The organism is Mycolicibacterium holsaticum DSM 44478 = JCM 12374 (assembly GCF_019645835.1).
GTDB classification, from domain to species: Bacteria; Actinomycetota; Actinomycetes; order Mycobacteriales; family Mycobacteriaceae; genus Mycobacterium; species Mycobacterium holsaticum.
Window position 1 is genome coordinate 383,266 of record NZ_CP080998.1, and the last position, 21,580, is coordinate 404,845.

General features: G+C 68.2%; 24 protein-coding genes and 1 tRNA gene. 17 read left to right on the forward strand and 8 right to left on the reverse strand.

Annotated features, from left to right (window positions below):
• The first annotated feature begins 29 nt into the window (after positions 1–29).
• Positions 30–1,055 carry a phosphotransferase family protein gene (locus K3U96_RS01835; RefSeq protein ID WP_220691877.1) on the forward strand — a complete coding sequence of 342 codons (1,026 nt, stop codon included), beginning with the start codon at positions 30–32 and terminating at the stop codon, positions 1,053–1,055.
• A 184-nt stretch (positions 1,056–1,239) separates the two neighbouring features.
• Here the strand turns inward: K3U96_RS01835 and K3U96_RS01840 are convergent, their stop codons facing one another.
• The gene (locus K3U96_RS01840; RefSeq protein WP_069406547.1) at positions 1,240–1,614 is read right to left on the reverse strand and encodes a LapA family protein; all 375 of its coding nucleotides are present in this window, start codon (positions 1,612–1,614) and stop codon (positions 1,240–1,242) included.
• A gap of 84 nt (positions 1,615–1,698) precedes the next feature.
• Between K3U96_RS01840 and K3U96_RS01845 the strand changes: the two genes are divergently transcribed.
• From K3U96_RS01845 to K3U96_RS01865, 5 genes are read left to right on the forward strand one after another with little or no spacing between them, the layout of a single operon-like run.
• The gene (locus tag K3U96_RS01845) at positions 1,699–2,649 is read left to right on the forward strand and encodes an ABC transporter substrate-binding protein (protein ID WP_220691878.1); all 951 of its coding nucleotides are present in this window, start codon (positions 1,699–1,701) and stop codon (positions 2,647–2,649) included.
• Complete coding sequence (locus K3U96_RS01850) at positions 2,646–3,743, forward strand: ABC transporter ATP-binding protein (RefSeq protein WP_220691879.1); 1,098 nt, start codon at positions 2,646–2,648, stop codon at positions 3,741–3,743. Before K3U96_RS01845 ends, K3U96_RS01850 begins: the two co-directional genes overlap by 4 nt.
• The gene (locus tag K3U96_RS01855; RefSeq protein ID WP_069406544.1) at positions 3,743–4,417 is read left to right on the forward strand and encodes an ABC transporter permease; all 675 of its coding nucleotides are present in this window, start codon (positions 3,743–3,745) and stop codon (positions 4,415–4,417) included. Before K3U96_RS01850 ends, K3U96_RS01855 begins: the two co-directional genes overlap by 1 nt.
• 5 nt (positions 4,418–4,422) lie before the next feature.
• Positions 4,423–5,217, forward strand: a complete 795-nt coding sequence (locus K3U96_RS01860) for an ABC transporter permease (RefSeq protein ID WP_220693361.1) — start codon at positions 4,423–4,425, stop codon at positions 5,215–5,217.
• A 44-nt stretch (positions 5,218–5,261) separates the two neighbouring features.
• Positions 5,262–5,813: a putative glycolipid-binding domain-containing protein gene (locus tag K3U96_RS01865; RefSeq protein WP_205871074.1), complete on the forward strand. Its 552-nt coding sequence runs from the start codon at positions 5,262–5,264 to the stop codon at positions 5,811–5,813.
• Here the strand turns inward: K3U96_RS01865 and K3U96_RS01870 are convergent.
• Positions 5,755–6,735, reverse strand: a complete 981-nt coding sequence (locus K3U96_RS01870) for a prephenate dehydrogenase (RefSeq protein WP_230982335.1) — start codon at positions 6,733–6,735, stop codon at positions 5,755–5,757. The two genes, K3U96_RS01865 and K3U96_RS01870, sit on opposite strands and share 59 nt — an antisense overlap.
• A gap of 94 nt (positions 6,736–6,829) precedes the next feature.
• On the opposite strand from K3U96_RS01870, the gene K3U96_RS01875 reads away from it, so the two are divergent.
• The 6 genes from K3U96_RS01875 (at position 6,830) to K3U96_RS01900 (ending at position 11,396) form a co-directional block, all read left to right on the forward strand.
• Positions 6,830–7,348 (forward strand): tRNA adenosine deaminase-associated protein, encoded by a 519-nt coding sequence (locus K3U96_RS01875; protein WP_069403410.1) that lies wholly within the window; start codon positions 6,830–6,832, stop codon positions 7,346–7,348.
• Positions 7,349–7,402: 54 nt separating this feature from the next.
• Positions 7,403–7,879 carry a nucleoside deaminase gene (locus tag K3U96_RS01880; protein WP_220691881.1) on the forward strand — a complete coding sequence of 159 codons (477 nt, stop codon included), beginning with the start codon at positions 7,403–7,405 and terminating at the stop codon, positions 7,877–7,879.
• A 67-nt stretch (positions 7,880–7,946) separates the two neighbouring features.
• Positions 7,947–8,037 (forward strand) — tRNA-Ser (locus K3U96_RS01885).
• A gap of 133 nt (positions 8,038–8,170) precedes the next feature.
• Positions 8,171–9,385 (forward strand): PP2C family protein-serine/threonine phosphatase, encoded by a 1,215-nt coding sequence (locus tag K3U96_RS01890; protein ID WP_372514907.1) that lies wholly within the window; start codon positions 8,171–8,173, stop codon positions 9,383–9,385.
• Positions 9,385–10,956: a sensor histidine kinase gene (locus K3U96_RS01895; protein WP_220691882.1), complete on the forward strand. Its 1,572-nt coding sequence runs from the start codon at positions 9,385–9,387 to the stop codon at positions 10,954–10,956. The genes K3U96_RS01890 and K3U96_RS01895 overlap by 1 nt, the downstream gene beginning before the upstream one ends.
• Entirely contained in the window at positions 10,953–11,396 is a 444-nt protein-coding gene (locus K3U96_RS01900; protein WP_069403414.1) for a response regulator, read from the forward strand. The genes K3U96_RS01895 and K3U96_RS01900 overlap by 4 nt, the downstream gene beginning before the upstream one ends.
• On the opposite strand, the gene K3U96_RS01905 is transcribed toward K3U96_RS01900, so the two are convergent.
• Positions 11,369–11,827, reverse strand: a complete 459-nt coding sequence (locus tag K3U96_RS01905) for an ATP-binding protein (protein WP_220691883.1) — start codon at positions 11,825–11,827, stop codon at positions 11,369–11,371. The genes K3U96_RS01900 and K3U96_RS01905 overlap by 28 nt on opposite strands.
• Positions 11,828–11,936: 109 nt before the next feature.
• Here K3U96_RS01905 and proS point away from each other — a divergent pair, with 109 nt between their 5' ends.
• Complete coding sequence (proS, locus tag K3U96_RS01910) at positions 11,937–13,343, forward strand: proline--tRNA ligase (RefSeq protein ID WP_220691884.1); 1,407 nt, start codon at positions 11,937–11,939, stop codon at positions 13,341–13,343.
• Between the two features lie 3 nt (positions 13,344–13,346).
• On the opposite strand, the gene K3U96_RS01915 is transcribed toward proS, so the two are convergent.
• The gene (locus tag K3U96_RS01915) at positions 13,347–13,712 is read right to left on the reverse strand and encodes a hypothetical protein (RefSeq protein WP_069403417.1); all 366 of its coding nucleotides are present in this window, start codon (positions 13,710–13,712) and stop codon (positions 13,347–13,349) included.
• 55 nt (positions 13,713–13,767) lie between these two features.
• Here K3U96_RS01915 and K3U96_RS01920 point away from each other — a divergent pair, with 55 nt between their 5' ends.
• Entirely contained in the window at positions 13,768–14,112 is a 345-nt protein-coding gene (locus K3U96_RS01920) for a DUF732 domain-containing protein (RefSeq protein ID WP_220691885.1), read from the forward strand.
• Positions 14,113–14,163: 51 nt separating this feature from the next.
• Here K3U96_RS01920 and K3U96_RS01925 read toward each other — a convergent pair whose 3' ends face one another.
• Positions 14,164–14,628: a lipoprotein LpqH gene (locus K3U96_RS01925; RefSeq protein WP_069403419.1), complete on the reverse strand. Its 465-nt coding sequence runs from the start codon at positions 14,626–14,628 to the stop codon at positions 14,164–14,166.
• A 159-nt stretch (positions 14,629–14,787) separates the two neighbouring features.
• Positions 14,788–15,219: a lipoprotein LpqH gene (locus K3U96_RS01930; protein ID WP_220691886.1), complete on the reverse strand. Its 432-nt coding sequence runs from the start codon at positions 15,217–15,219 to the stop codon at positions 14,788–14,790.
• A gap of 17 nt (positions 15,220–15,236) precedes the next feature.
• Here K3U96_RS01930 and tgt point away from each other — a divergent pair, with 17 nt between their 5' ends.
• Both tgt and K3U96_RS01940 read left to right on the forward strand, forming a co-directional pair.
• The gene (gene tgt / locus K3U96_RS01935) at positions 15,237–16,520 is read left to right on the forward strand and encodes a tRNA guanosine(34) transglycosylase Tgt (RefSeq protein WP_220691887.1); all 1,284 of its coding nucleotides are present in this window, start codon (positions 15,237–15,239) and stop codon (positions 16,518–16,520) included.
• A 44-nt stretch (positions 16,521–16,564) separates the two neighbouring features.
• Positions 16,565–17,770 carry a saccharopine dehydrogenase family protein gene (locus tag K3U96_RS01940; RefSeq protein WP_220691888.1) on the forward strand — a complete coding sequence of 402 codons (1,206 nt, stop codon included), beginning with the start codon at positions 16,565–16,567 and terminating at the stop codon, positions 17,768–17,770.
• A 19-nt stretch (positions 17,771–17,789) separates the two neighbouring features.
• Here the strand turns inward: K3U96_RS01940 and gluQRS are convergent, their stop codons facing one another.
• On the reverse strand, positions 17,790–18,665 hold the full coding sequence (gene gluQRS / locus K3U96_RS01945) for a tRNA glutamyl-Q(34) synthetase GluQRS (protein WP_220691889.1): 876 nt from the start codon (positions 18,663–18,665) through the stop codon (positions 17,790–17,792).
• A 226-nt stretch (positions 18,666–18,891) separates the two neighbouring features.
• On the opposite strand from gluQRS, the gene K3U96_RS01950 reads away from it, so the two are divergent.
• A complete protein-coding gene (locus K3U96_RS01950; protein ID WP_069403424.1) occupies positions 18,892–20,292 on the forward strand; it encodes an MFS transporter in 1,401 nt (466 codons plus the stop codon).
• 1 nt (position 20,293) lies between these two features.
• Here K3U96_RS01950 and K3U96_RS01955 read toward each other — a convergent pair whose 3' ends face one another.
• Positions 20,294–21,544: an aspartate aminotransferase family protein gene (locus K3U96_RS01955; protein WP_220691890.1), complete on the reverse strand. Its 1,251-nt coding sequence runs from the start codon at positions 21,542–21,544 to the stop codon at positions 20,294–20,296.
• Between the last annotated feature and the right edge of the window lie 36 nt (positions 21,545–21,580).

A 21,580-nucleotide genomic window follows, 5' to 3' on the forward strand; every position in this document is an offset into this window, starting at 1 on the left:
GCCCATCAGGCAGGTGGTAGACAAAGGCCGTGACTACTTCCCCGGAGGGACTGGACCTCGCCGCACTGGACCGTCATCTGCGTTCGGTCGGCATCGCCCGCGCCGGTGAGCTGCGCGCCGAGTTGATCGCCGGCGGCCGGTCCAACCTGACGTTCCTGGTGCGCGACGACGCGTCGAAGTGGGTGCTTCGACGGCCGCCGCTGCAGGGCCTGACCCCGTCGGCACACGACATGGTCCGCGAGTACCGGGTGGTCGCCGCGCTGGCCGACACCCCGGTCCCGGTGGCGCCCGCGGTGACGATGAGCGACGACGACGCCGTGCTGGGCGCGCCGTTCCAGATGGTCGAGTACGTGTCCGGGCGGGTGGTGCGCTACGCCAGCGAGCTCGAGCAGCTCGGCGACAAGACCGCGATCAGCGACTGCGTGGACGCGTTGATCAAGGTGCTCGCCGACCTGCACTCCGTCGACCCGGAGGCGGTCGGGCTCGGCGACTTCGGCAAGCCCAGCGGATATCTGGAACGTCAGGTCCGGCGCTGGGGCGGCCAGTGGGAGCTGGTGCGCCGGGACGACGACCCCCACGACGCCGACGTCAGACGCCTGCACGGCGTCCTGGCCGAGGCGATCCCCGCGCAGAGCCGCAGCTCGATCGTGCACGGCGACTACCGCATCGACAACACGATGCTCGACGCGGACGACGCCACGAAGGTGCTGGCGGTGCTGGACTGGGAGATGTCCACCCTCGGCGACCCGATCAGCGATGCCGCGCTGATGTGCGTGTACCGCCACCCGATGTTCAACGTCATCCACGCCAGCTCGGCGTGGGCGTCACCGCTGATGCCCGACGTCGACGACCTGGCCAACCGGTACGCGGCGGCGTCGGGTCAGTCGCTGGACAACTGGGACTTCTACCTGGCGCTCGGGTGCTTCAAGGTGGCGATCATCGCCGCGGGCATCGCCTACCGCGCCCGGATGGGCGGCGGCGTCGCCGACGATGCGGGGCAGGTGGACGAAGCGGTCGGCCCGCTGATCGCCGAGGGCCTCAAGACGCTGGCCTAAGCGCGGCGGGTTGCCACAGGTTTTCCGCGAAACGTACGTTAACGCGGCCGCCTCTCGCTCTTTTCCTCGTTAACGTACATCTCGCGAACGTGTCGGTGTGCGGATGCAATATTCGCGCGTGGAAGACGTCTTTCTGGGCAGCGAAGCACTCGCCAAAGGCAAGCTCGCTGGGGAAACGCCAGAACTAGCCGCGGGCGCCTAGGTTTTTCTTGGCCGCCCGGCGCAACTGAACCATGCGGGCGGTGCCGATCGCGACGGTCAACAGCCCGCCGCACACCGCGGCCAGCAGAATCGCCACGCCCACAGGCAGATTCCACTCCCACACGAAGAAATTGATCGTGGTCGAGTCGGTGTTCTGCATGATGAACACCAGCAGCACGATCAGGATCACGAACCCGGTGATCAACGCCGACCACAGCGCCGCGGCGCGGGTGAACTTGACCGCGGACTCCGGGTGCAGCAGGTACTCACCCGCGGTGCCGGTCGCCTCAGGCGGGGTTCCCCTTGAGGGCTCGCGGGCAGGTTCGGGTACCGGCTGCCGCGCGGGATCGCTGGTCATGGATCCATCTTGACCCTTTCGTACGGCGAATGAAACCACCAGTCGATAGTGTCGGCAGACAAGTGCGCCGAAAGGACTCCAGGCATGGGCAACGTCGCCAGGTGGAAGGTGGCCGTGCTGGCGTTGCTGCTCGGGCTGGTGGGCACCGCGCTGACCGCCTGCGGCAGCTCCAATCCGCTGGGCGGCGGAACGGTGTCCGGGGACCTCAAGACGATCGCCGTCGGCTCCGCGGACTTCCCGGAGAGCAAGATCCTCGCCGAAATCTACGCGCAGGCCTTGGAAGCCAACGGCTTCACGATCTCCCGCCAATTCGGCATCGGCAGCCGCGAAACCTACGTCCCGGCGGTCCGGGACCACTCCATCGACCTGATCCCCGAATACACCGGCAACCTGTTGAACTACTTCGACCCGACGTCGACCGTGACGAAACCCGACGCGATCGAGTTGGCCCTGCTGCGGGTGCTTCCCGGTGACCTGTCGATGCTGCCGCCCTCGCCGGCCGAGGACAAGGACACCGTCGCCGTCACCCGCGAGACCGCCGAGAAGTGGAACCTCAAGACCATCGGCGATCTCGCCGCGCACTCCGCCGAGGTCAAGTTCGGTGGGCCCTCGGAATTCCTCGACCGCGCCGAGGGCCTGCCCGGGCTCAAACAGAACTACGGCCTCGATATCCCGCGGGGCAACTTCGTCTCGATCAACGACGGCGGCGGCCCGGCGACGGTGCGCGCGCTGGTCGACGGTACCGTGACCGCCGCCAACATCTTCAGCACCGCACCGGCGATCCCGCAGAACGACCTCGTGGTCCTCGAGGATCCCAAGAACAACTTCCCGGCCGCCAACGTCATGCCGCTGGTCAGCTCGCAGAAGAAGTCCGACGAGCTCAAGACCGTGCTCGATGCGGTCTCGGCCAAACTCACCACCGAGGCGCTCATCGAGATGAACAGCGCGGTTTCGGGTAACGCCGGCGTCGATCCCGACGAGGCCGCCCGAAAATGGGTCCAGGACAACGGCTTCGACAAGCCGGTCAGCGGATGATCGTCTTCGACGGCGTCACCAAACGGTATCCCGACGGCACCGTCGCCGTCGACGATCTGACCCTGGAGGTGCCGACGGGCACGCTCGCGGTGTTCGTCGGGCCGTCGGGCTGCGGTAAGACCACCTCGATGCGGATGATCAACCGGATGATCGACCCGACGTCGGGCACGCTGACCGTCAACGGCGACGACGTCACCGCCGTCGACCCCGTGAAGCTGCGGCTGGGCATCGGTTACGTCATCCAGAGCGCGGGCCTGATGCCGCACCAACGCGTCGTCGACAACGTCGCAACGGTGCCGGTGCTCAAAGGCGAATCCCGGCGCGCCGCACGCAAAGCCGCACTCGGTGTACTCGAACGCGTCGGGCTGGATCCCGCGCTGGCCAACCGCTATCCCGCCCAACTGTCCGGCGGCCAGCAGCAGCGGGTCGGGGTGGCGCGGGCGCTGGCCGCCGACCCGCCGATCCTGTTGATGGACGAGCCGTTCAGCGCGGTGGACCCCGTGGTCCGCGAAGAGCTGCAGACCGAAATCCTGCGGCTGCAAAGCGAACTGCAGAAGACGATCGTGTTCGTCACCCACGACATCGACGAGGCCATCAAGATCGGGGAGAAGGTCGCGGTATTCGGTCGGGGTGGCGTGTTGCAGCAGTACGACGCACCGGCCCGGCTGCTGTCCAATCCGGCCAACGATTTCGTCGCGGGGTTCATCGGTGCCGACCGCGGCTACCGAGGCCTGCAGTTCCGTCACTCCACCGGCCTTCCGCTGCATGACATCCGGTCCGTCACCGAAGCGGAGGTCGACGCGCTCGCCTTGGGCCCGGGCGACTGGGTGCTGGTCAAAAAGCCCGACGGCACCCCGTATGCATGGATCGACGCCGACGGGGTGCAGTTGCACCGCAACGGCAGCTCGCTCTACGACAGCACCACCGCGGGCGGATCGCTGTTCACCCCCGAGGACTCGTTGCGTCAGGCGCTCGACGCCGCGCTGTCGGCGCCGTCGGGCGTCGGGGTGGCCGTCGACGCCGACGGTAAGCCGATCGGCGGTGTGCTGGCCGACGACGTGCTGGCGGCGCTGAAGGAACAGCGGGCCGGCTAGTGCGCTACCTGCTGACCCATCTCGACGCGGCCTGGGCTCTGACGGTGATCCATGTGCGGCTGTCGTTGATCCCGATCGTGCTCGGGCTGCTGATCGCCGTGCCGTTGGGCGCGCTGGTGCAGCGGACCGCCTACCTTCGGCGGTTGACGACCGTGACGGCGAGCATCATCTTCACCATTCCGTCGCTGGCGCTGTTCGTGGTGTTGCCGTTGATCATCCCGACCCGGATCCTCGACGAGGCCAACGTCATCGTCGCGCTGACGCTCTACACCTGCGCGCTGCTGGTGCGCGCGGTGCCCGAAGCGCTCGACGCCGTGCCCGAGGCGGTGCGCGACGCCGCCACCGCGGTCGGCTACCGCCCGCTGTTCCGGATGCTCAAGGTCGAACTACCGTTGTCGATTCCGGTGCTCGTCGCCAGCCTGCGCGTCATCGCGGTGACCAACATCTCGATGGTGTCGGTCGGGTCGGTGATCGGCATCGGCGGGCTGGGAACCTGGTTCACCGAGGGCTACCAGTCCAACAAGAGCGATCAGATCATCGCGGGCATCATCGCGATCTTCCTGCTTGCCATCGTCGTCGACACCCTGATCATGCTCGCCGGCCGGGCGGCGACGCCCTGGACCCGCACCGCGCGGATCAGCCGCGCCGACCGGATCAAGGCGGTCGCCGGATGAGCCCGATGGACTTTCTTTCCGACGCGCTGTCGTTCATCTTCACCGCCGCCAACTGGGGCGGGCCTGCGGGCATCGCCGCGCGCATCGGTGAGCACGTGGAGTACACCGTGCTGGCGGTGGTCTTCTCGGTGCTGATCGCGGTCCCGATCGGGATGCTCATCGGGCACACCGGGCGGGGCACGTTCGTCATCGTCACCGGCGTCAACGCGTTGCGCGCGCTGCCCACGCTGGGGGTGCTGCTGCTCGGGGTACTGCTGTGGGGCCTCGGGTTGGTCCCGCCGACCGTCGCGCTGATGTTGCTGGGCATCCCGCCGCTGCTCGCAGGCACCTACGCCGGTATCGCCAACGTGGAGCCCACCGTCGTGGACGCGGCCCGCTCGATGGGCATGACCGAACGGCAGGTGCTGCTGCGCGTCGAGGTGCCCAACGCGCTACCGCTGATCCTGGGCGGGTTGCGCACCGCCACGTTGCAGATCGTGGCGACCGCGACCGTCGCGGCCTACGCCAGCCTCGGCGGCCTGGGCCGTTACCTGATCGACGGCATCAAGGTGCGCCAGTTCCACATCGCGTTGGTCGGCGCGCTGATGGTCACCGCGCTGGCGCTGATTTTCGACGCCGCGCTGGCGTTCGCTGTCTGGGTGTCGGTGCCCGGTTCCGGGCGGTTACAGAAACTGCGTCGCATGCCACAGCCGTTGCTCGACGACGAGGTCGCGCTCGAATCCCGGCAGCGGGTGCCCGCGACCGGTGGTTCGGAGCCGCGCTACGGGCGAGGGGACCCGTCGCTTACCGTAGAGGGGTGAGCGACGCAGGCAATACCGATGCGGCCCAGAACGCATGGCCGGCGATGTTGACGTGGCAGGCCCACGATGTGGCGCGCATGGAGTCGGTGCGGGTGCAGCTGGCCGGCAACCGGATCAAGGCCTACGGCCGGATCGTTTCGGCTGCGACCGCGTCGCATCCGGCGTTCTCCGCGTCCTACAACCTGGTGACCGACGAGGCCGGAGCAACGAACCGGCTCTCGCTCACCGTCACCCTCGCCGAGCGGGAACGCCAGCTGTCGATCGCCCGTGACGACGAGAACATGTGGCTGGTGCAGGACCACACCGGCCAGTCGACCCGCTCTGCCTTCGACGGCGCACTCGACGTCGACGTGGTCTTCAGCCCGTTCTTCAACGCCCTGCCGATCCGGCGCACCGGGCTGCATCAGCGCTCGGACTCGGTGACCTGCCCGGTGGTCTACGTGCGGCTGCCGGAGGTCTCGGTGGCCACCGCGATGATCAGCTACAGCAGCGCGGCCGACGGGATCAAACTGCACTCGCCGGTCGCCGACACCACGATCACCGTCGACGCCGAGGGCTTCCCCCTCGACTATCCAGGGTTGGCAGAGCGAATCTGATCACCGCCCCTGCGCGGCCCGCGGCGGCGAGTTCCTCACGCCAGCGCTCTTCCCCGATGGCGATCGTCACGATCTCGGGCCTGCCGAAGCTGTCGTAGCGCACCCGGGCGGCGTGACCGGCGTCGACCAGATCGCTCAGCGGGTTCTTGGCGACCAGCGCGTCGCGGGCATGGCTCAGCAGCTCCAGCGTGCGGTCCAGCACCGGAACCAGCTGTTCGGCGTTGGCCTCACACATCGCCCGCACCAGGTCCGGCGCGGTGGCCGCGACGCGGGTGCCGTCCCGAAACGACCCGGCGGCCAGCGCGAACGCCAGCGGAACCTCACCCGCCGTGACGGCGAGCGCCTCCGCGAGCAGATGCGGCAGATGCGAGATCGTGGCGGCCGCCGCATCGTGTTCGTCCGAACGGGCGGGTACGACGAACGCGCCGCAGTCCAGCGCCAGCTCCATCACCTGGGCCCAGACGTCGGGCCGGACGTGGTCGTCCACGCTGATCACCCACGGCGCGTCGACGAACATCCTGGCGTCGCCGGCCGCCCAGCCCGAGTGCGCAGTGCCGGCCATCGGGTGGCCGCCGACGAAGCGGTCGAGCAGCCCGAAAGATTGGACCTCTTGCAGCACAGCACTTTTCACGCTGGTGACGTCGGTCAGCGGGCACTCGGGAGCGGTCTCGGTGACGTGGCCCAACATCTGCGGCAGCGCAGGCATCGGAACGGCCAGCACGATGAGCGCCTTGCTGTCAGACGCCCGGGCCAGCGCCGCGTCGATGTCGTCGGTGGCGTCGTAGCCGTCGGCGCTGGCGGCCGCGACGGCCTCCACCGAGCGGTTGTAGCCGAAAACCTCCCGCCCGGCGGCCGCGGCGGCGCGCATCACCGAGCCGCCGATCAATCCCAGGCCGACCACGCATACCGGCGCTTTCGTCACCTGTTCAGGTTGGCACATCTCGTGGCATCGCCCGACGTCAGGCTCCAGGTGCTCTCCTGGTAAATGGCCTGGTCGGCGACTACCGTAAGCCGACATGGGAGCACAGCGTGCGCCGGCACGAGAGCAAACCGATACGCCGGACGGCTTCGGTGTCGCGGTCGTGCGTGAAGACGGTAAGTGGCGTTGCGCACCGATGCGTCGAGCGGCTCTGACGAGCTTATCCGCCGCCGAGACCGAACTTCGCGAATTGCGCAGCGCCGGAGCGGTCTTCGGGTTGCTGGACGTCGACGACGAATTCTTCGTGATCGTCCGGCCCGCCCCGGCAGGCACGCGGCTGCTGTTGTCGGACGCCACCGCCGCGCTGGACTATGACATCGCCGCCGAGGTGCTCGAGGAGCTGGACGCCGACATCGGCCCGGAGGACCTCGACGAAGCCGAACCCTTCGAGGAAGGCGACCTGGGCCTGCTGTCCGACGTCGGCCTCCCCGACGGGGTGCTCGGGGTGATCCTCGACGAGACCGACCTGTACGCCGACGAGCAGCTGGGCCGGATCGCCCGCGAGATGGGCTTCGCCGATGAGCTGTCGAAGGTGCTCGACCGCCTGGGCCGATGACGTGCGATTTGTGTGCGTTTTGTTGCGCGTACCGCTCGTAAGCGCACACAAATCGTGAGGACGACGGACGAAGAGCTCATCCGCGCCGCGCTCGATGCCGCGCGCGGTGCGGGACCCCGTGACGTGCCGATCGGCGCGGTGATCATCGGGCCCGACGGCGCCGAGTTGGCCCGCGCCGCCAACGCCCGCGAAGCGCTGGGTGACCCGACCGCGCACGCCGAGATCGTCGCGATGCGGGCCGCCGCGGCTGCCCTCGGCGACGGCTGGCGGCTGGCGGGCACCACGCTCGCGGTCACCGTCGAGCCCTGCACGATGTGCGCGGGAGCGCTGGTCATGGCGCGGGTGGCGCGGCTGGTGTTCGGGGCCTGGGAACCGAAGACGGGGGCGGCGGGCTCATTGTGGGACGTGGTCCGCGACCGGCGGTTGACGCATCGCGTGCAGGTGCGCGGCGGGGTGTTGGCCGAGGAGTGCGCCGCGCCGCTCGAGCAGTTCTTCGCTGGGCAGCGATTCGGGCGTGAAAACTTTCGCTGAGCGAAAGAAATCACACCCAAGCCGCCGCATTTGGGCTGTCGGTGCGCTGGTCGGTAAGCTGCAACGCGGTGGCGTGTCCGAGCGGCCTAAGGAGCACGCCTCGAAAGCGTGTGACGGGTAACCCCCGTCCGAGGGTTCAAATCCCTCCGCCACCGCCAACGCCCTCCCCAGCGCCGACCGGACGGAAACCGTACTTATCGGCGGGTGTGGGGAAGGCCCGCTATTGTCTGAAACGTCACTAAAGAAGGGTCAGGGCGACCACGGTGACCAACGTGGGAGGCCTGGTTACTGGTGCGTGCGCTTTACGACCCCGAGTCAGCGGGTGGCGATGTGATTTCGACGGGCGGCAGCAGCCGGCCATTCTCAGTGCTCCTCGTCGAGGACGACCGAGCTGACGCGGTGTTGGTCCAGGAACTGGTCAGCGACGCCGACGCCGCGATTCGAATGACGTGGGCCAAATCGATCGAACAGGCCGAGCAGGAACTTGTCGTCGGCCGGCCCGACTGCGTGCTGCTGGACCTGAACCTGCCTGACGCCGAGGGCATCAAGGCGTTGGACCGGATCGCCAAACACGACGCCACGCTGCCGATCGTCGTGCTGACCGGCCTGAACGACGAACACTTCGGGGTGTCCGCGCTGGCCGCCGGCGCCCAGGACTATCTGGTCAAGGGCCGGGTCGAACCCGAGGCGTTGCACCGCGCGCTGCTCTATGCGATGGAACGCAAACGCGCCGAGTTGACCGCCGTCGAACTGCACGCCAGCGAGCTGCGGGCCGAGGAGAACGCCCGGCTGGAGCGCGGCCTGCTGCCCTCACCGCTGTTATCGGACCAACCCGGGGTCGACATCGTCGCCCAGTACCGACCCAGCCGTCAGCACGCCCTGCTCGGCGGCGACTTCTACGACTTCATCCAGACCCCGGACCGCACCGTGCACGTCATGGTCGGCGACGTGGCCGGGCACGGCCCCGACGAGGCCGCCCTGGGCGTGGCGCTGCGGATCGGTTGGCGCGCGTTGACCTTCGCCGGGCTGCGCGGCAACAGACGGATGCGTGAACTCGAACGAATTCTGAGCACCGAACGGCCCGGTTCCAGCATCTTCGCCACCGTGGTGTCGGTCGCGATGGAACCTGACGGGTTGGGCTACGACGTGGTGTCGGCCGGCCACCCCGGCATGTTGCTGCACGGGCCGGGCACGGTGGAGTGGATCCAGCCCGAGTGCGGACCCGCGCTGGGGCTCAACGGTTACGAATGGCCGCTGAACCGCTACCAACTGCCCGACGGCCACGGTCTGGTGCTGCTCACCGACGGCCTGTTCGAGGGCCGCTCCGGGCGCGGCCGAGAGCGCCTCGGCGAAGAAGGGCTGCTCGAGCTGGCGCGGGGCTACGCACATCTGCCGCCCGCCGAGTTCGTCAGCGCGCTGATCGACGACGTCGAGCAGCGCGCGCAGTCCGTCGGCGGCATCAGCGACGACATCGCGGTCGTACGGGTCGCGCGAACGGCTAGCTGATGAGATGGCAGCCGACGGTGCAGGGCTGGCAGAACCTGGTGCTGTCGATCATGGGCATCGTGGTACTCGGCGGGGCGATCGGCGTTGTGCTGCTGCTCGACCGCACTGACGACGCATCGTGGCGACTGACCGACGAGATCCAACCCGCACGCATCGCGGCCTACCAGTTGCAGGCCGCGCTGCGCGATCAGGAAACCGCGGTGCGCGGCTACACCATCGCGGCCAACCCCCAGTTCCTCGACCCGTACTACACCGGGCAGAACGCTGAATTCGCTGCAGCACAAGACATTCGCCGATATTTGGGGAACCGCGCCGAACTTCTCGCCGATCTCGATGCTGTCGAACAGGCCGCGGCGGCGTGGCGGTCGTCGTATGTAGAGCCGCTCATCAACAGCGTGCGGCCCGGCGCGCTGAACGTGCCCGACACCGTGTTGGCCGAGGGCGGCAAGGCGCAGTTCGACGCGCTTCGAGGGTTGTTCGACGTGCAGAACCAGCATTTGGCCGAGACCCGGCAAGCGGCCGTCGACCGCATCGAGCAGATGCAGATGTGGCGCGACGGAATCCTGCTCGCCGTGGTCGCGGCGATCCTGCTGACCGTCATCGTGCTGGCACTTTTGGTGCGCGCGGCGGTCACCCGTCCGCTGGACGCGCTCGCGCGCTCGTGCCGGGTCATCACCAGCGGCAACTTCGACGAGAAGATCGTGCCGCGCGGGCCCAGGGACATCCGTGCCATCGCGTCGGACGTCGAGGACATGCGCCAGCGGATCATCGCCGAACTCGACACCACCCGCTCGGCCCGCACGCAGCTGGCAGAGCAGGCCCTCGACCTGCAGCGGTCCAACGCCGAACTCGAGCAGTTTGCCTACGTCGCGTCACACGATCTGCAGGAGCCGCTGCGCAAGGTGGCCGCGTTCTGCCAGCTGCTGGAAAAGCGCTACCGCGACAAGCTCGACGAACGCGGCATGGAGTACATCGGGTTCGCCGTCGACGGCGCCAAACGGATGCAGGTCCTGATCAACGATCTGCTCACGTTCTCGCGGGTGGGCCGGCTCAACGCGACATCCGATGTGGTCGAGTTGAGCGATACGTTGGACGTCGCGCTCGGCAACCTGTCCACCATCATCGAGGAATCCGGGGCCCAGATCGAGCGTCGGGGACAGCCGCTTCCGCGGGTCACCGGGGACCCGACGCTGTTGACGATGCTGTGGCAGAACCTGATCGGCAACGCGGTGAAGTTTCACCGTGAAGGGCTGACGCCGCGCATCATCGTCGAGTGTGAAGTGGGTGCAGGCGACCGGGACGACACCTGGCTGATCACGGTCACCGACAACGGGATCGGTATCCCAGAGGAATTCGCGGACAAGGTGTTCGTGATCTTCCAGCGCCTGCACGGCCGCGACGTCTACACCGGAACCGGCATCGGGCTCGCGTTGTGCAAGAAGATCGTCGAACACCATGGCGGCAGCATCTGGATCGACACCTCCTTCACCGGCGGCACGCGATTTCGCTTCACCATCCCCGTCGCTGTAGACGAACCCGTCGCAGCCAGCATGGAAGGATCCACCCAATGACCACCGAAGACGGTCGCGCCATCGACGTGCTGCTGATCGAGGACGATCCGGGTGACGAGCTGATCACCCGAGAAGCGTTCGAGCACAACAAGATCAAGAACAATCTGCACGTCGCGCACGACGGCGAAGAGGGGCTGAACTTCCTCTACCGCCGCGCCCCCTACCAGGACGTGCCGCGGCCGGACCTCATCCTGCTGGATCTGAACCTGCCCAAATACGACGGTCGCCAGCTGCTGCAGACCATCAAGTCCGACCCTGACCTCAGCCACATCCCGGTCGTCATCCTCACCACGTCCTCCGCGGAAGAGGACATCCTGCGCAGCTACAAGCTGCACGCCAACGCCTACGTCACCAAGCCCGTCGACCTGGACCAGTTCATGAACGCGGTGCGCCAGATCGACGAGTTCTTCGTTCAGGTGGTGCGGCTGCCCGGCCGCTGACCGTCCCCGCCGACCGCGGCCAGCGCGAAGGTGATGCGCACCGTCGTGCCCGCCGATGTGCGCTCGAGGTCGACGTCATCGCTGAGCGCCGACATGATCGCAAGGCCCCGGCCGCGGGTGGTCGGCTGGCTGGGCGGGGCGCGCCAGGTGCCGAAGTCTGCGACGCAGATCGCAACCTGCCAGCCGGACGAATCGGGCTCGACCGAGGCCTCGACCTCGATCAGGCCGGGTGGGCCGTCGCGGTACGCATGCTCGATGCAGTTGCTGCAGGCTTCGTTGACGGCGAGCACGATGTCGGCGGCAGCAGCCCCCGACACCAGCGGCTCGAGCCAACTCGACACGCGACGACGGATCTCGGCCAGTTGATCCGCGGTTGCCGGCACTTCCATCCGCAGTGGATCCGGCCGCCGACGCTGCGCCTCGATGCCCACGCCCGTGGTTGTACCCGTCTTGGACCGATAACTCACGTAGGCCACGCGTACGCTGTCGATCTCGACACTGCAAACCCCGAAAAATACCGACGACGGAAGAGCAAACCAGATGCCGGTGCTGACGCCTGCGGCCGACGACTTCCCCCGCTGGTATCAGGACGTGCTGACCAAGGCCAAGCTGGCGGAGAACGGTCCGGCGCGCGGAACCATGGTGATCCGGCCCAACGGCTACGCGATCTGGGAACGGATGCAGGCCGAGATCGACGCGCGGATCAAGGCGGCAGGCGCGCAGAACGCCTACTTCCCGCTGCTGATCCCGATGAGCTTCTTCGAACGCGAAGCCGAGCACGTCGAAGGCTTCTCGCCCGAGCTGGCCGTCGTCACCCACGGCGGCGGCAAGGAGCTGGCCGAGCCGCTGGCGATCCGCCCGACCAGTGAAGCCGTGATCGGTGAGTACATGGCCAAGTGGGTCGACAGCTACCGCGACCTGCCGCTGCTGCTCAACCAGTGGGCCAACGTCGTGCGGTGGGAACTGCGGCCGCGAACTTTCTTGCGTACCACCGAGTTTCTGTGGCAGGAAGGTCACACCGCGCACGCACACGAACACGACGCGCGCGACTACGCCCGCACCATCCTGCGCGACGTGTACCACGACTTCCTGCGCAATGTGCTGGCCGTGCCCGTGCTCGTGGGGCGCAAGACCGCCAGGGAGCGCTTCGCCGGGGCGGCGAACACGATGACGTGCGAGGGCATCATGCGCGACGGCAAGGCGCTGCAGATGGCCACCTCGCACGAACTCGGGCAGCGCTTCAGCCGGGCCTTCAACATCACTTACGCCAGCGCGACCGGCTCCACCGAGCTGTGCTGGACCACCTCATGGGGTGCGTCGACGCGAATGCTGGGCGGCCTGATCATGTGCCACGGCGACGACCACGGGCTCGTCGTCCCACCGGCGCTGGCACCGGTGCAGGTCGCGGTCGTGGTGGTCAAGGACATCGACGGCGCGGTCACCCGGGCCGGTTCGGCGCTGGCGGAGCGGCTGCGGGCCGCCGGGGCGCGGGTGAGGCTGGACGCCGACGTCGAGCAGGCGTTCGGCTGGCGTGCCACCGACTGGGATCTGCAGGGCGTGCCGATCCGCGTCGAACTCGGCCCCCGCGACCTCGACGGCAACGCGGCGGTGCTCTACCGGCGCGACACCCGCGAGAAGACCACGGTGGGCCTCGACGGCGTCGTCGACGCGGTGCTGCGGTTGCTCGGGGACATCCAGCAGAACATGCTCGCGGCGGCCGGCGCCCGCACCGAGGCGCGGATCACCGACTGCGCGACCCTCGACGAGGCGCGCGAGGCCGCGCAGACCGGCGTCGCCCGGGTGCCATGGGAGGTGGTCGGTCCCGGCGGCGAAGAGGATCTGGCCGCTTCGGGTGTGACGGTCCGGTGCCTGCAACGTGAGGACGGGTCACTGCCCGACGCGGATGACGACGCAGGCGCGCTGGCCTACGCCGCGCGCGCCTACTGAGCGTTAGAACGCCGCGCTGTAGTCAGAGGTCCACGCCCCGCCGACGCAGCTGAGCGGAACTCCGTCGGGTGACTGTGCGACGCCCTGGTCTTCCCCGCACGGCAGCCGGATCGGCCGCACACCCACCAACGGCGGCGACGCCACCCAGGTGCGTTCCGCGCTGCACGCGAGCGTGTTGCCCGCGGCGTCCATGCCGAAGTTGTAGCGGGTGTTCTGTACGCAGGCTTGCCCCTCCACGGCGGTGTGATCGACGTACGGCACGCAACCGGCGCCGTCGCACACCTGCGGTAGTGCCGGTGCCGTCGCCGCGGTCATCAACGGTGCCGCCACGAACCCGCACGCCATCGCCACTGCAGCCATCAGCTTCATGGGTTTAGCGTATGTGCAGCACACAGTCGGGGGGAACGGAATAGGCTCACTACCCATGAAGTTCGCCATTGCCGCCATCGCCACCGCGGGAGCCGCTGCCGCGATGGTCGTTGTGCCTGTCGCCAACGCCGACGCCGTCGCGTATCTCGTCAACGTGCACGTGCGGCCGGGGTACAACTTTCCCAACGCCGATGCCGCCATCGGCTACGGCAACACCATCTGTGACCGGGTCGCGGCCAAGATGAGCTACGGGGAGCTCGTCGACCAGGTCAAGGCCGACTTCCACACCGCCGACTACTACCAGGGCGCCTACCTGATCAACCAGGCCGTCAACGAACTGTGCCCCGCGCAGATCTGGCAGCTGCGTCAGTCCGCGGCCGGCTACACGCTGCCGGCCTGATACGACGAACGGCGGCGCCCCGTCGGGACGCCGCCGCCTGGTCGAAAATGCTTACGGGCAGGTGACCTCGATCTCGAACGGCTTGTTCACCGGCTGCATCGGGTTGGCCATATCCACACCCGTCGCGGTACCGCTGATCTTGTAGGTGTCGCCGTCCTTCTCCGCTTTGGCGTCACCCTGACCCGCGCCCTGCTGGAAGCCGAGCGTGACACCGTTGACGTTGCCCAGCCCCACCGACTGGACCGTCGGCGAATCGCCCTCGCTGACCACCGCGCCGATACCGGTGGTCGCATCACCGATCGCGATGTTGGTGTTGCCGCCCATGGAACTACACACGACGGTGCCCTGAACCTCTTGGTCCTGGCCGTCGATGGTGACGGTCGTCTTGCCCTGGGCCGCCGCAGCGGTCGACGTCTCACCGGTGGTCTCGGACTTCTTGTCGCCCGACCCACAGCCGGAAAGCCCCGCGATGACGATGGCCGCGCCACCGACGGCAACCACTAATCCAACCTTCACGACAGTTCTCCTTTGTGTTGTCGCGACCCGTCAAGATCGGCGGATCATCTCGGTCAGTATGGTTCGCGACAACAGCCCGATTGTCGCGTTTCGCCGAAAAAAACCGTCAGATCTCGACTGTTGACCAGCAGATACGTCGCCGGGACCGGGGTGCGTGCGTCAGCAGGACACCCGGATCGCGAAGGTGCCGGGGACCCGGAAACTCGGGTTGTCGGTGTCGAATCCCTCGGCGGTTCCGGTGATCTCGTACGTGCGCCCGGTCATCGTGACATCGGCGGGGTCGCCCAGCCCGGCGTTGTAGCTGCCGGTGAAACCGCCGACCTCGTTGATGCGGATGCTCTCCGCCTTCAGCGCGTCCTCGTTGGACACCATGGCCGTCACCCCCGACGTCTCGTTGCCGGTGGTGATCGTCGTCAACGGACCGGTCGAGTCGCACCGCACGGCCGCGGTGGTCTCGGGTTCCTGGCCGTTGACCGCCACTTCCGCCGTGCCGGCGACCAATTCGCCGGGTCCTGGCTGATACTCCGGCGGGCCCGACGAGCACCCGGCGAGCACCAGCACGACCGCACCGAAAAGCCACAGGATTCTCACAGTGCAGAATCTACGGCGTGACCGCGCCGAATACTGCCCGTCCGAGCGACTCGCCGGCGCGGTTCTTCACCGTCGAGGCCGAACTGCCCGGCCGGCTGGGCCGCGCGGGCACGATCCGCACCCCGCACGGTGACATCCACACCCCGGCGTTCATCCCGGTCGGCACCCAGGCCACCGTCAAGGCGGTGTTGCCCGAAACCATGAAAGAGCTCGGTGCGCAGGCCATCCTGGCCAACGCCTATCACCTGTATCTGCAGCCGGGTCCCGACATCGTCGCCGCGGCGGGCGGGCTGGGTGCGTTCATGAACTGGCCGGGACCGACGTTCACCGACAGCGGCGGGTTCCAGGTGCTGTCGCTGGGTGCCGGGTTCCGCAAGGTGCTCGCGATGGACACCGAACGGGTGCAGGCCGACGACATCATCGCCGAGGGTAAGGAACGGCTGGCCGCGGTCGACGATGACGGCGTGACGTTCCGGTCGCATCTGGACGGCTCCACCCACCGGTTCACCCCCGAGGTGTCGATCGGGATCCAACACCGGCTCGGCGCCGACATCATCTTCGCGTTCGACGAACTGACCACGCTCGTCAACACCCGCGGCTACCAGGAACAGTCGGTGCAGCGCACGCATGCGTGGGCGGTGCGCTGCCTGGCCGAACACCGCAGGCTGGCCGCCGCGGATCCGGACCAGCCGCGCCAGGCGTTGTTCGGCGTCGTGCAGGGCGCCCAATACGAGGACCTGCGCAGGCAGGCCGCGCGCGGGTTGACGACGATCGTGGACGACGAGGGCGCCGGTTTCGACGGATACGGCATCGGCGGCGCGTTGGAGAAGCAGAACCTGGCCACCATCGTCGGCTGGGTCAGCAGCGAACTGCCCGACGACAAACCCCGCCACATGCTGGGCATCAGCGAGCCCGACGACCTGTTCGCCGCCGTGGCCGCCGGCGCGGACACCTTCGACTGCGTGTCGCCGTCGCGGGTGGCGCGCAACGCCGCGGTGTACTCGGTGACCGGGCGGTTCAACATCACCAACTCGCGGTACCGCCGCGACTTCACCCCGATCGACGCGGAGTGCGACTGCTACACCTGCGCGCACTACACCCGGGCTTATCTGCACCACCTGTTCAAGGCCAAGGAGATCCTGTCCGCGACGCTGTGCACGATCCACAACGAGCGGTTCACCGTCCGGCTCGTCGACCAGATCCGCGCGGCGATCCGGGCGGGGGAGTTCGACGAACTCCGCGCGCACACACTGGGCCGCTTTTACGCCGAAAGGGACAACCGGGCGGGAAAGTGCGAGTAGTTTTCGCCGTTTCGTCGATCTCGGCGCGCCGGTAGCGTCAGCGCATGCGAATCCTGCTGATCGGCGCCGGCGGCGTCGGGGCGGCGTTCTGCGCGATCGCCGCTCGACGCGACTTCTTCGACCGGGTCGTGGTCGGTGACTACGACCAGACCCGGGCGCGCCAGGCCGCCGACGCGGTCGCCGATCCACGGTTCAGCGCCGTGCACGTGGACGCGTCGTCCGCGGACGCGGTGACCGAACTCGTGCGGGGCCATGACATCACCCACGTGATGAACGCCGTCGACCCGAGGTTCGTGCTGCCGATCTTCACCGGAGCGCTGGCCGGCGGCGCGCACTACCTCGACATGGCGATGAGCCTCTCGCAACGCCATCCCGAGCGGCCGTTCGAAAAGACCGGCGTCAAACTCGGCGACGCGCAGTTCGCCCAGGACGCCCAGTGGCGCGACGCGGACCGGCTCGCCCTCGTCGGGATCGGCGTGGAGCCCGGCCTCTCGGACGTGTTCGCGCGATACGCCGCCGATCATCTGTTCACCGACATCGACGAACTGGGCACCCGGGACGGGTCGAACCTGACCGTAGCCGGCTACGACTTCGCGCCGTCGTTCTCGATCTGGACCACCATCGAGGAATGCCTGAACCCACCGGTCATCTGGGAAGCCGACCGCGGCTGGTTCACCACCGAACCCTTCAGTGAGCCAGAGGTTTTCGACTTTCCCGACGGCATCGGGCCCGTCGAATGCGTCAACGTCGAGCACGAGGAGGTGCTGCTGATGCCGCGCTGGGTCAAATGCCGACGCGCGACGTTCAAGTACGGCCTCGGCGAGGAGTTCATCGGCGTGCTCAAAACACTGCACAAGCTCGGCCTGGACCGTACCGAGACAGTGAAGGTCGGTCCGGTCGAGGTCAGCCCGCGCGACGTGGTGGCCGCCTGCCTGCCCGACCCGGCCGCGCTCGGCCCCAAGATGCGCGGCAAGACGTGTGCGGGGCTGTGGGTGACCGGCACCGGCAGGGACGGCAACCCCCGATCGACCTACCTGTACCACGTCGTCGACAACGAATGGTCGATGGCCGAGTACGGCCACCAGTGTGTGGTCTGGCAGACCGCGATCAATCCCGTTGTTGCCCTTGAACTTCTGGCCGACGGCACCTGGGGTGGCAGCGGTGTGCTCGGGCCCGAGGCGTTCGACGCGGCGCCGTTTCTGGAGTTGCTGACGGCCTACGGCTCACCGTGGGGACAACAGGAACTCTGAGACGCGGCGCGCCGACTCCTCAGGAGGGGCGGTAGATCCACGGATGCCGCGGCAACCGGGCCGGATCGAACACTTCCAGTAGCGAGTCGAGGTCCGTCGCCGTCGGCCAGCCCAACGACGCCGCGATCGCAGCCAGCGCGCGCGGCACGCCGATCTCGGCCAGCGTCACCGCGCCGTCGCGCTTGGCCAGCCGCGCCCCGTCCTCGTTGAGCACCAGCGGCACATGGGCGTACGTCGGCTCGGGATACCCGAGCAGCCGGGCCAGATACGCCTGCCGCGGGGATGACGACAACAGGTCGTCGCCGCGCACCACCTGATCGATACCCTGCGCGGCGTCGTCGACCACCACGGCCAGGTTGTAGGCCGCGACGCCGTCCCCGCGCCGCACCACGAAGTCGTCGACGATGCCGGTGTAGCGCCCGTGCAGCACGTCTTCGACGGTGTAGGTGATCTCGTCGGTGCGCAGCCGCAGCGCCGGCGGTCGGCCGGTCTCGTCGCGTCGCTGCCGTCGCTGCGCATCGGTGAGGTCGCGGCAGGTGCCGGGATAGGCGCCCTGGGGTGCGTGCGGAGCGCGCGGTGCCTGAGCGATATCGTTTCTGCTGCAATAACATTCGTACAGCAAGTCGCGAGCGTCCAGCTCGGCGACGACGGCGTCGTAGCGCTGTGCGTGCGCGGACTGCCACTCGGCCGGACCGTCCCAGGTCACCCCGATCGCGGCTAGGTCCGACAGCTGCCGTTCGGCGATGTCGGCGAAAGTCCGGTCGTCGAGATCCTCCACCCGCATCACGAAGCGGCGCGCGGTGGAGCGCGCGAACAACCAGGCGAGCACCGCGGTGCGCAGGTTGCCGATGTGCAGGTCGGCCGACGGGCTCGGGGCGAACCTGCCTGCGGTCATCCGTGCAATCTATCCAGATGCGCCAGGCCCCAAGCGTCCGTGCGGAGAAGCAATCTTTGCTTTCGTCGGCGTAACGGGAGTGACGCGCGTGCAATTGGGGTATGAACGATTGACGTCCAGCGATGGACAGCCAACAAAACAACGGCCTGGCCCTGCGGTGTGCGACGAAGCCAGCCTTTGCCGAAGTAGTGCACCGGGAGCCGTGTCGACGGAGACGAGAGAGCTCATGGACGCCCGAGAAGCCGAATCCTCCGCGCATCCGCCGCAGCAAGCCGCCGAAAAGGACCAGCCGCCCGCCATCGTCCGAAAGGCCATCGCGGCCTCGGCCATCGGCAACGCGACCGAGTGGTTCGACTACGGCCTCTACGCCTACGGCGTCACCTACATCTCCGCGGCGATCTTCCCCGGCGACGGCGCCACCGCGACGCTGCTCGCGCTGATGACGTTCGCGGTGTCGTTCCTCGTGCGCCCCCTCGGCGGGTTCTTCTGGGGACCGCTCGGCGACCGGTTCGGTCGCAAGCAGGTGCTGGCGATCACCATCCTGCTGATGGCGGGCGCCACGCTGTGCGTCGGGCTGGTGCCGACGTACGCCGCGATCGGGATGTGGGCGCCGGCGCTGATGGTGCTGCTGCGGATGATCCAGGGCTTCTCCACCGGCGGCGAATACGGCGGCGCCGCCACGTTCATGGCCGAGTACGCCCCTGCGCGCCGACGCGGGCTGCTCGGCAGCTTCCTGGAGTTCGGCACGCTCGCCGGTTTCTCCGCGGGCGCACTGCTGATGCTGGGCTTCTCGCTGGTGCTCAACGATGACCAGATGGGCACCTGGGGCTGGCGGCTGCCGTTCCTGATCGCCGCCCCGCTCGGGCTCATCGGCCTCTACCTGCGCACCCGGCTGGAAGAGACGCCGGTCTTCAAAGAGCTGGAGGCCGCAGGCAGGGAAGAGAAGGGGATCGGGACCGAGTTCAAGGACCTGCTCGTCCAATACTGGGGCCCGATTGTGCGGCTGGGCGGGCTGGTGGTGGCGCTCAACGTCGTCAACTACACGCTGCTGACGTACATGCCGACCTATCTGGAGACCGCGATCGGCCTGTCCACCGACATGTCGCTGATCGTGCCGATCATCGGGATGATCTCGATGATGGTGCTCCTGCCGTTCGCCGGGCTGGCCTCGGACCGGTTCGGCCGAAAACCGCTGTGGTGGATCTCGCTGGTGGGCCTGCTGGTGATGGTCGTGCCGATGTTCATGCTGATGTCCACCGGCGTGCTCGGCGCGGTCATCGGCTTTGCCGTGCTGGGCCTGCTGTACGTGCCGCAGCTGGCGACGATCTCGGCGACGTTCCCCGCGATGTTCCCGACCCAGGTGCGCTATGCCGGGTTCGCCATCGCCTACAACGTGTCGACGTCGATCTTCGGTGGCACCGCGCCGGCGTTCAACGACTGGATGGTCGTGCAAACCGGCAACAACCTGATGCCCGCGTTCTACATGATGGCGGCCTGCCTGATCGGGGTGCTCGCGCTGCTCAAGCTGCCCGAGACCGCGCGCTGCCCGATCGGCGGTACCGAGATCCCCGGCACCCCCGAGGCGCCACCGCCGGTGGACTACGACCGCGAACTCACCCGCACCTGAGCTAGAGGACCGCGCTCACAGCGTCGGACCACACACCCGCCGCCTCGTCGACCTCGTCGGCCGACACCACCAACGCCGGAATGAACCGCACCACCTGGCCCCACGCGCCGCACGTCAGCAGCAGCAGGCCACGCCGGGCGGCCTCCTGCTGCACGGCCACCGCCGTCGTGCCGTCGGGTCGGCCTGCGCCGTCGCGGAATTCGACGCCGATCATCAGGCCCAGCCCGCGCACGTCGGTGATCGCGTCGTACTTGTCCGCGACGGTGCGCAACGCCTCCCGCAACTGCTCGCCGCGCTCGGCCGCGTTCTGCACCAGGCGTTCGTCGGCGATCACGTCCAGGGTCGCCACCGCCGCCGCGCACGCCACGGCGTTGGCCCCGTAGGTGCCGCCCTGCGAACCGGGCCACGCCTTGTCCATCAGCGCCGACGGCGCGGCGATGCCCGACAGCGGGAAGCCCGACGCCAGCCCCTTCGCGGTGACGACGACGTCGGGGTGGGCGTCGAAGTGCTCACCGCCCCAGAACCGGCCGGTGCGGCCGAACCCGGTCTGCACCTCGTCGACCACCAGCAGGATGCCGTAGGCGTCCGCGCGCTCGCGCAGACCGGCGAAGAAACGCTCGTTGGCCGGGACGTAGCCGCCCTCACCGAGGACCGGTTCGACGAAGAACGCGGCCGTGTCGGCGGGTGCGCTCAACGTCTGCAACACGTAGTCGAGTTGGGAAAGCGCGAAGTCGGTCGCCTGCTCGACGGGCCAGCCGTAGTGGCCCGGGTCGGGAAACGGCGCCACGTGCACACCGGCCATCAGCGGCGCGAAACCGGACCGGAACTTGGTGCCCGACGTGGTCATCGACGCCGCGGCCACGGTGCGGCCGTGGAAACCGCCGTGGAACACGATGACGTTGGGCCGGCCGGTGGCCTGCCGGGACAGCCGCAGCGCCGCCTCGATTGCCTCGCTGCCCGAGTTGGCGAAGAACACCCGGTCCAGGCCCGGCGGCAGCACCTCACCCAACCGTTCGACGAGGGTGAGCAGCGGCCGGTGCAGCACGGTCGTGTACTGACCGTGGATCAACGTGGCGACCTGGCGTTGGGCGGCCTCCACCACCCGCGGATGGCAGTGGCCGGTGCTGGTCACGCCGATACCGGCGGTGAAGTCCAGATAGCGGCGCTCCTGCTCGTCGAACAGTTGCACGCCCGCACCGCGCGCGGCCAGCACGCCGGTGGCCTGCCTGAGGATTTGCGAGAGTTCTGCCACGAGCGCGCCCCTTACCGGTAGATTGTCGACAATCAG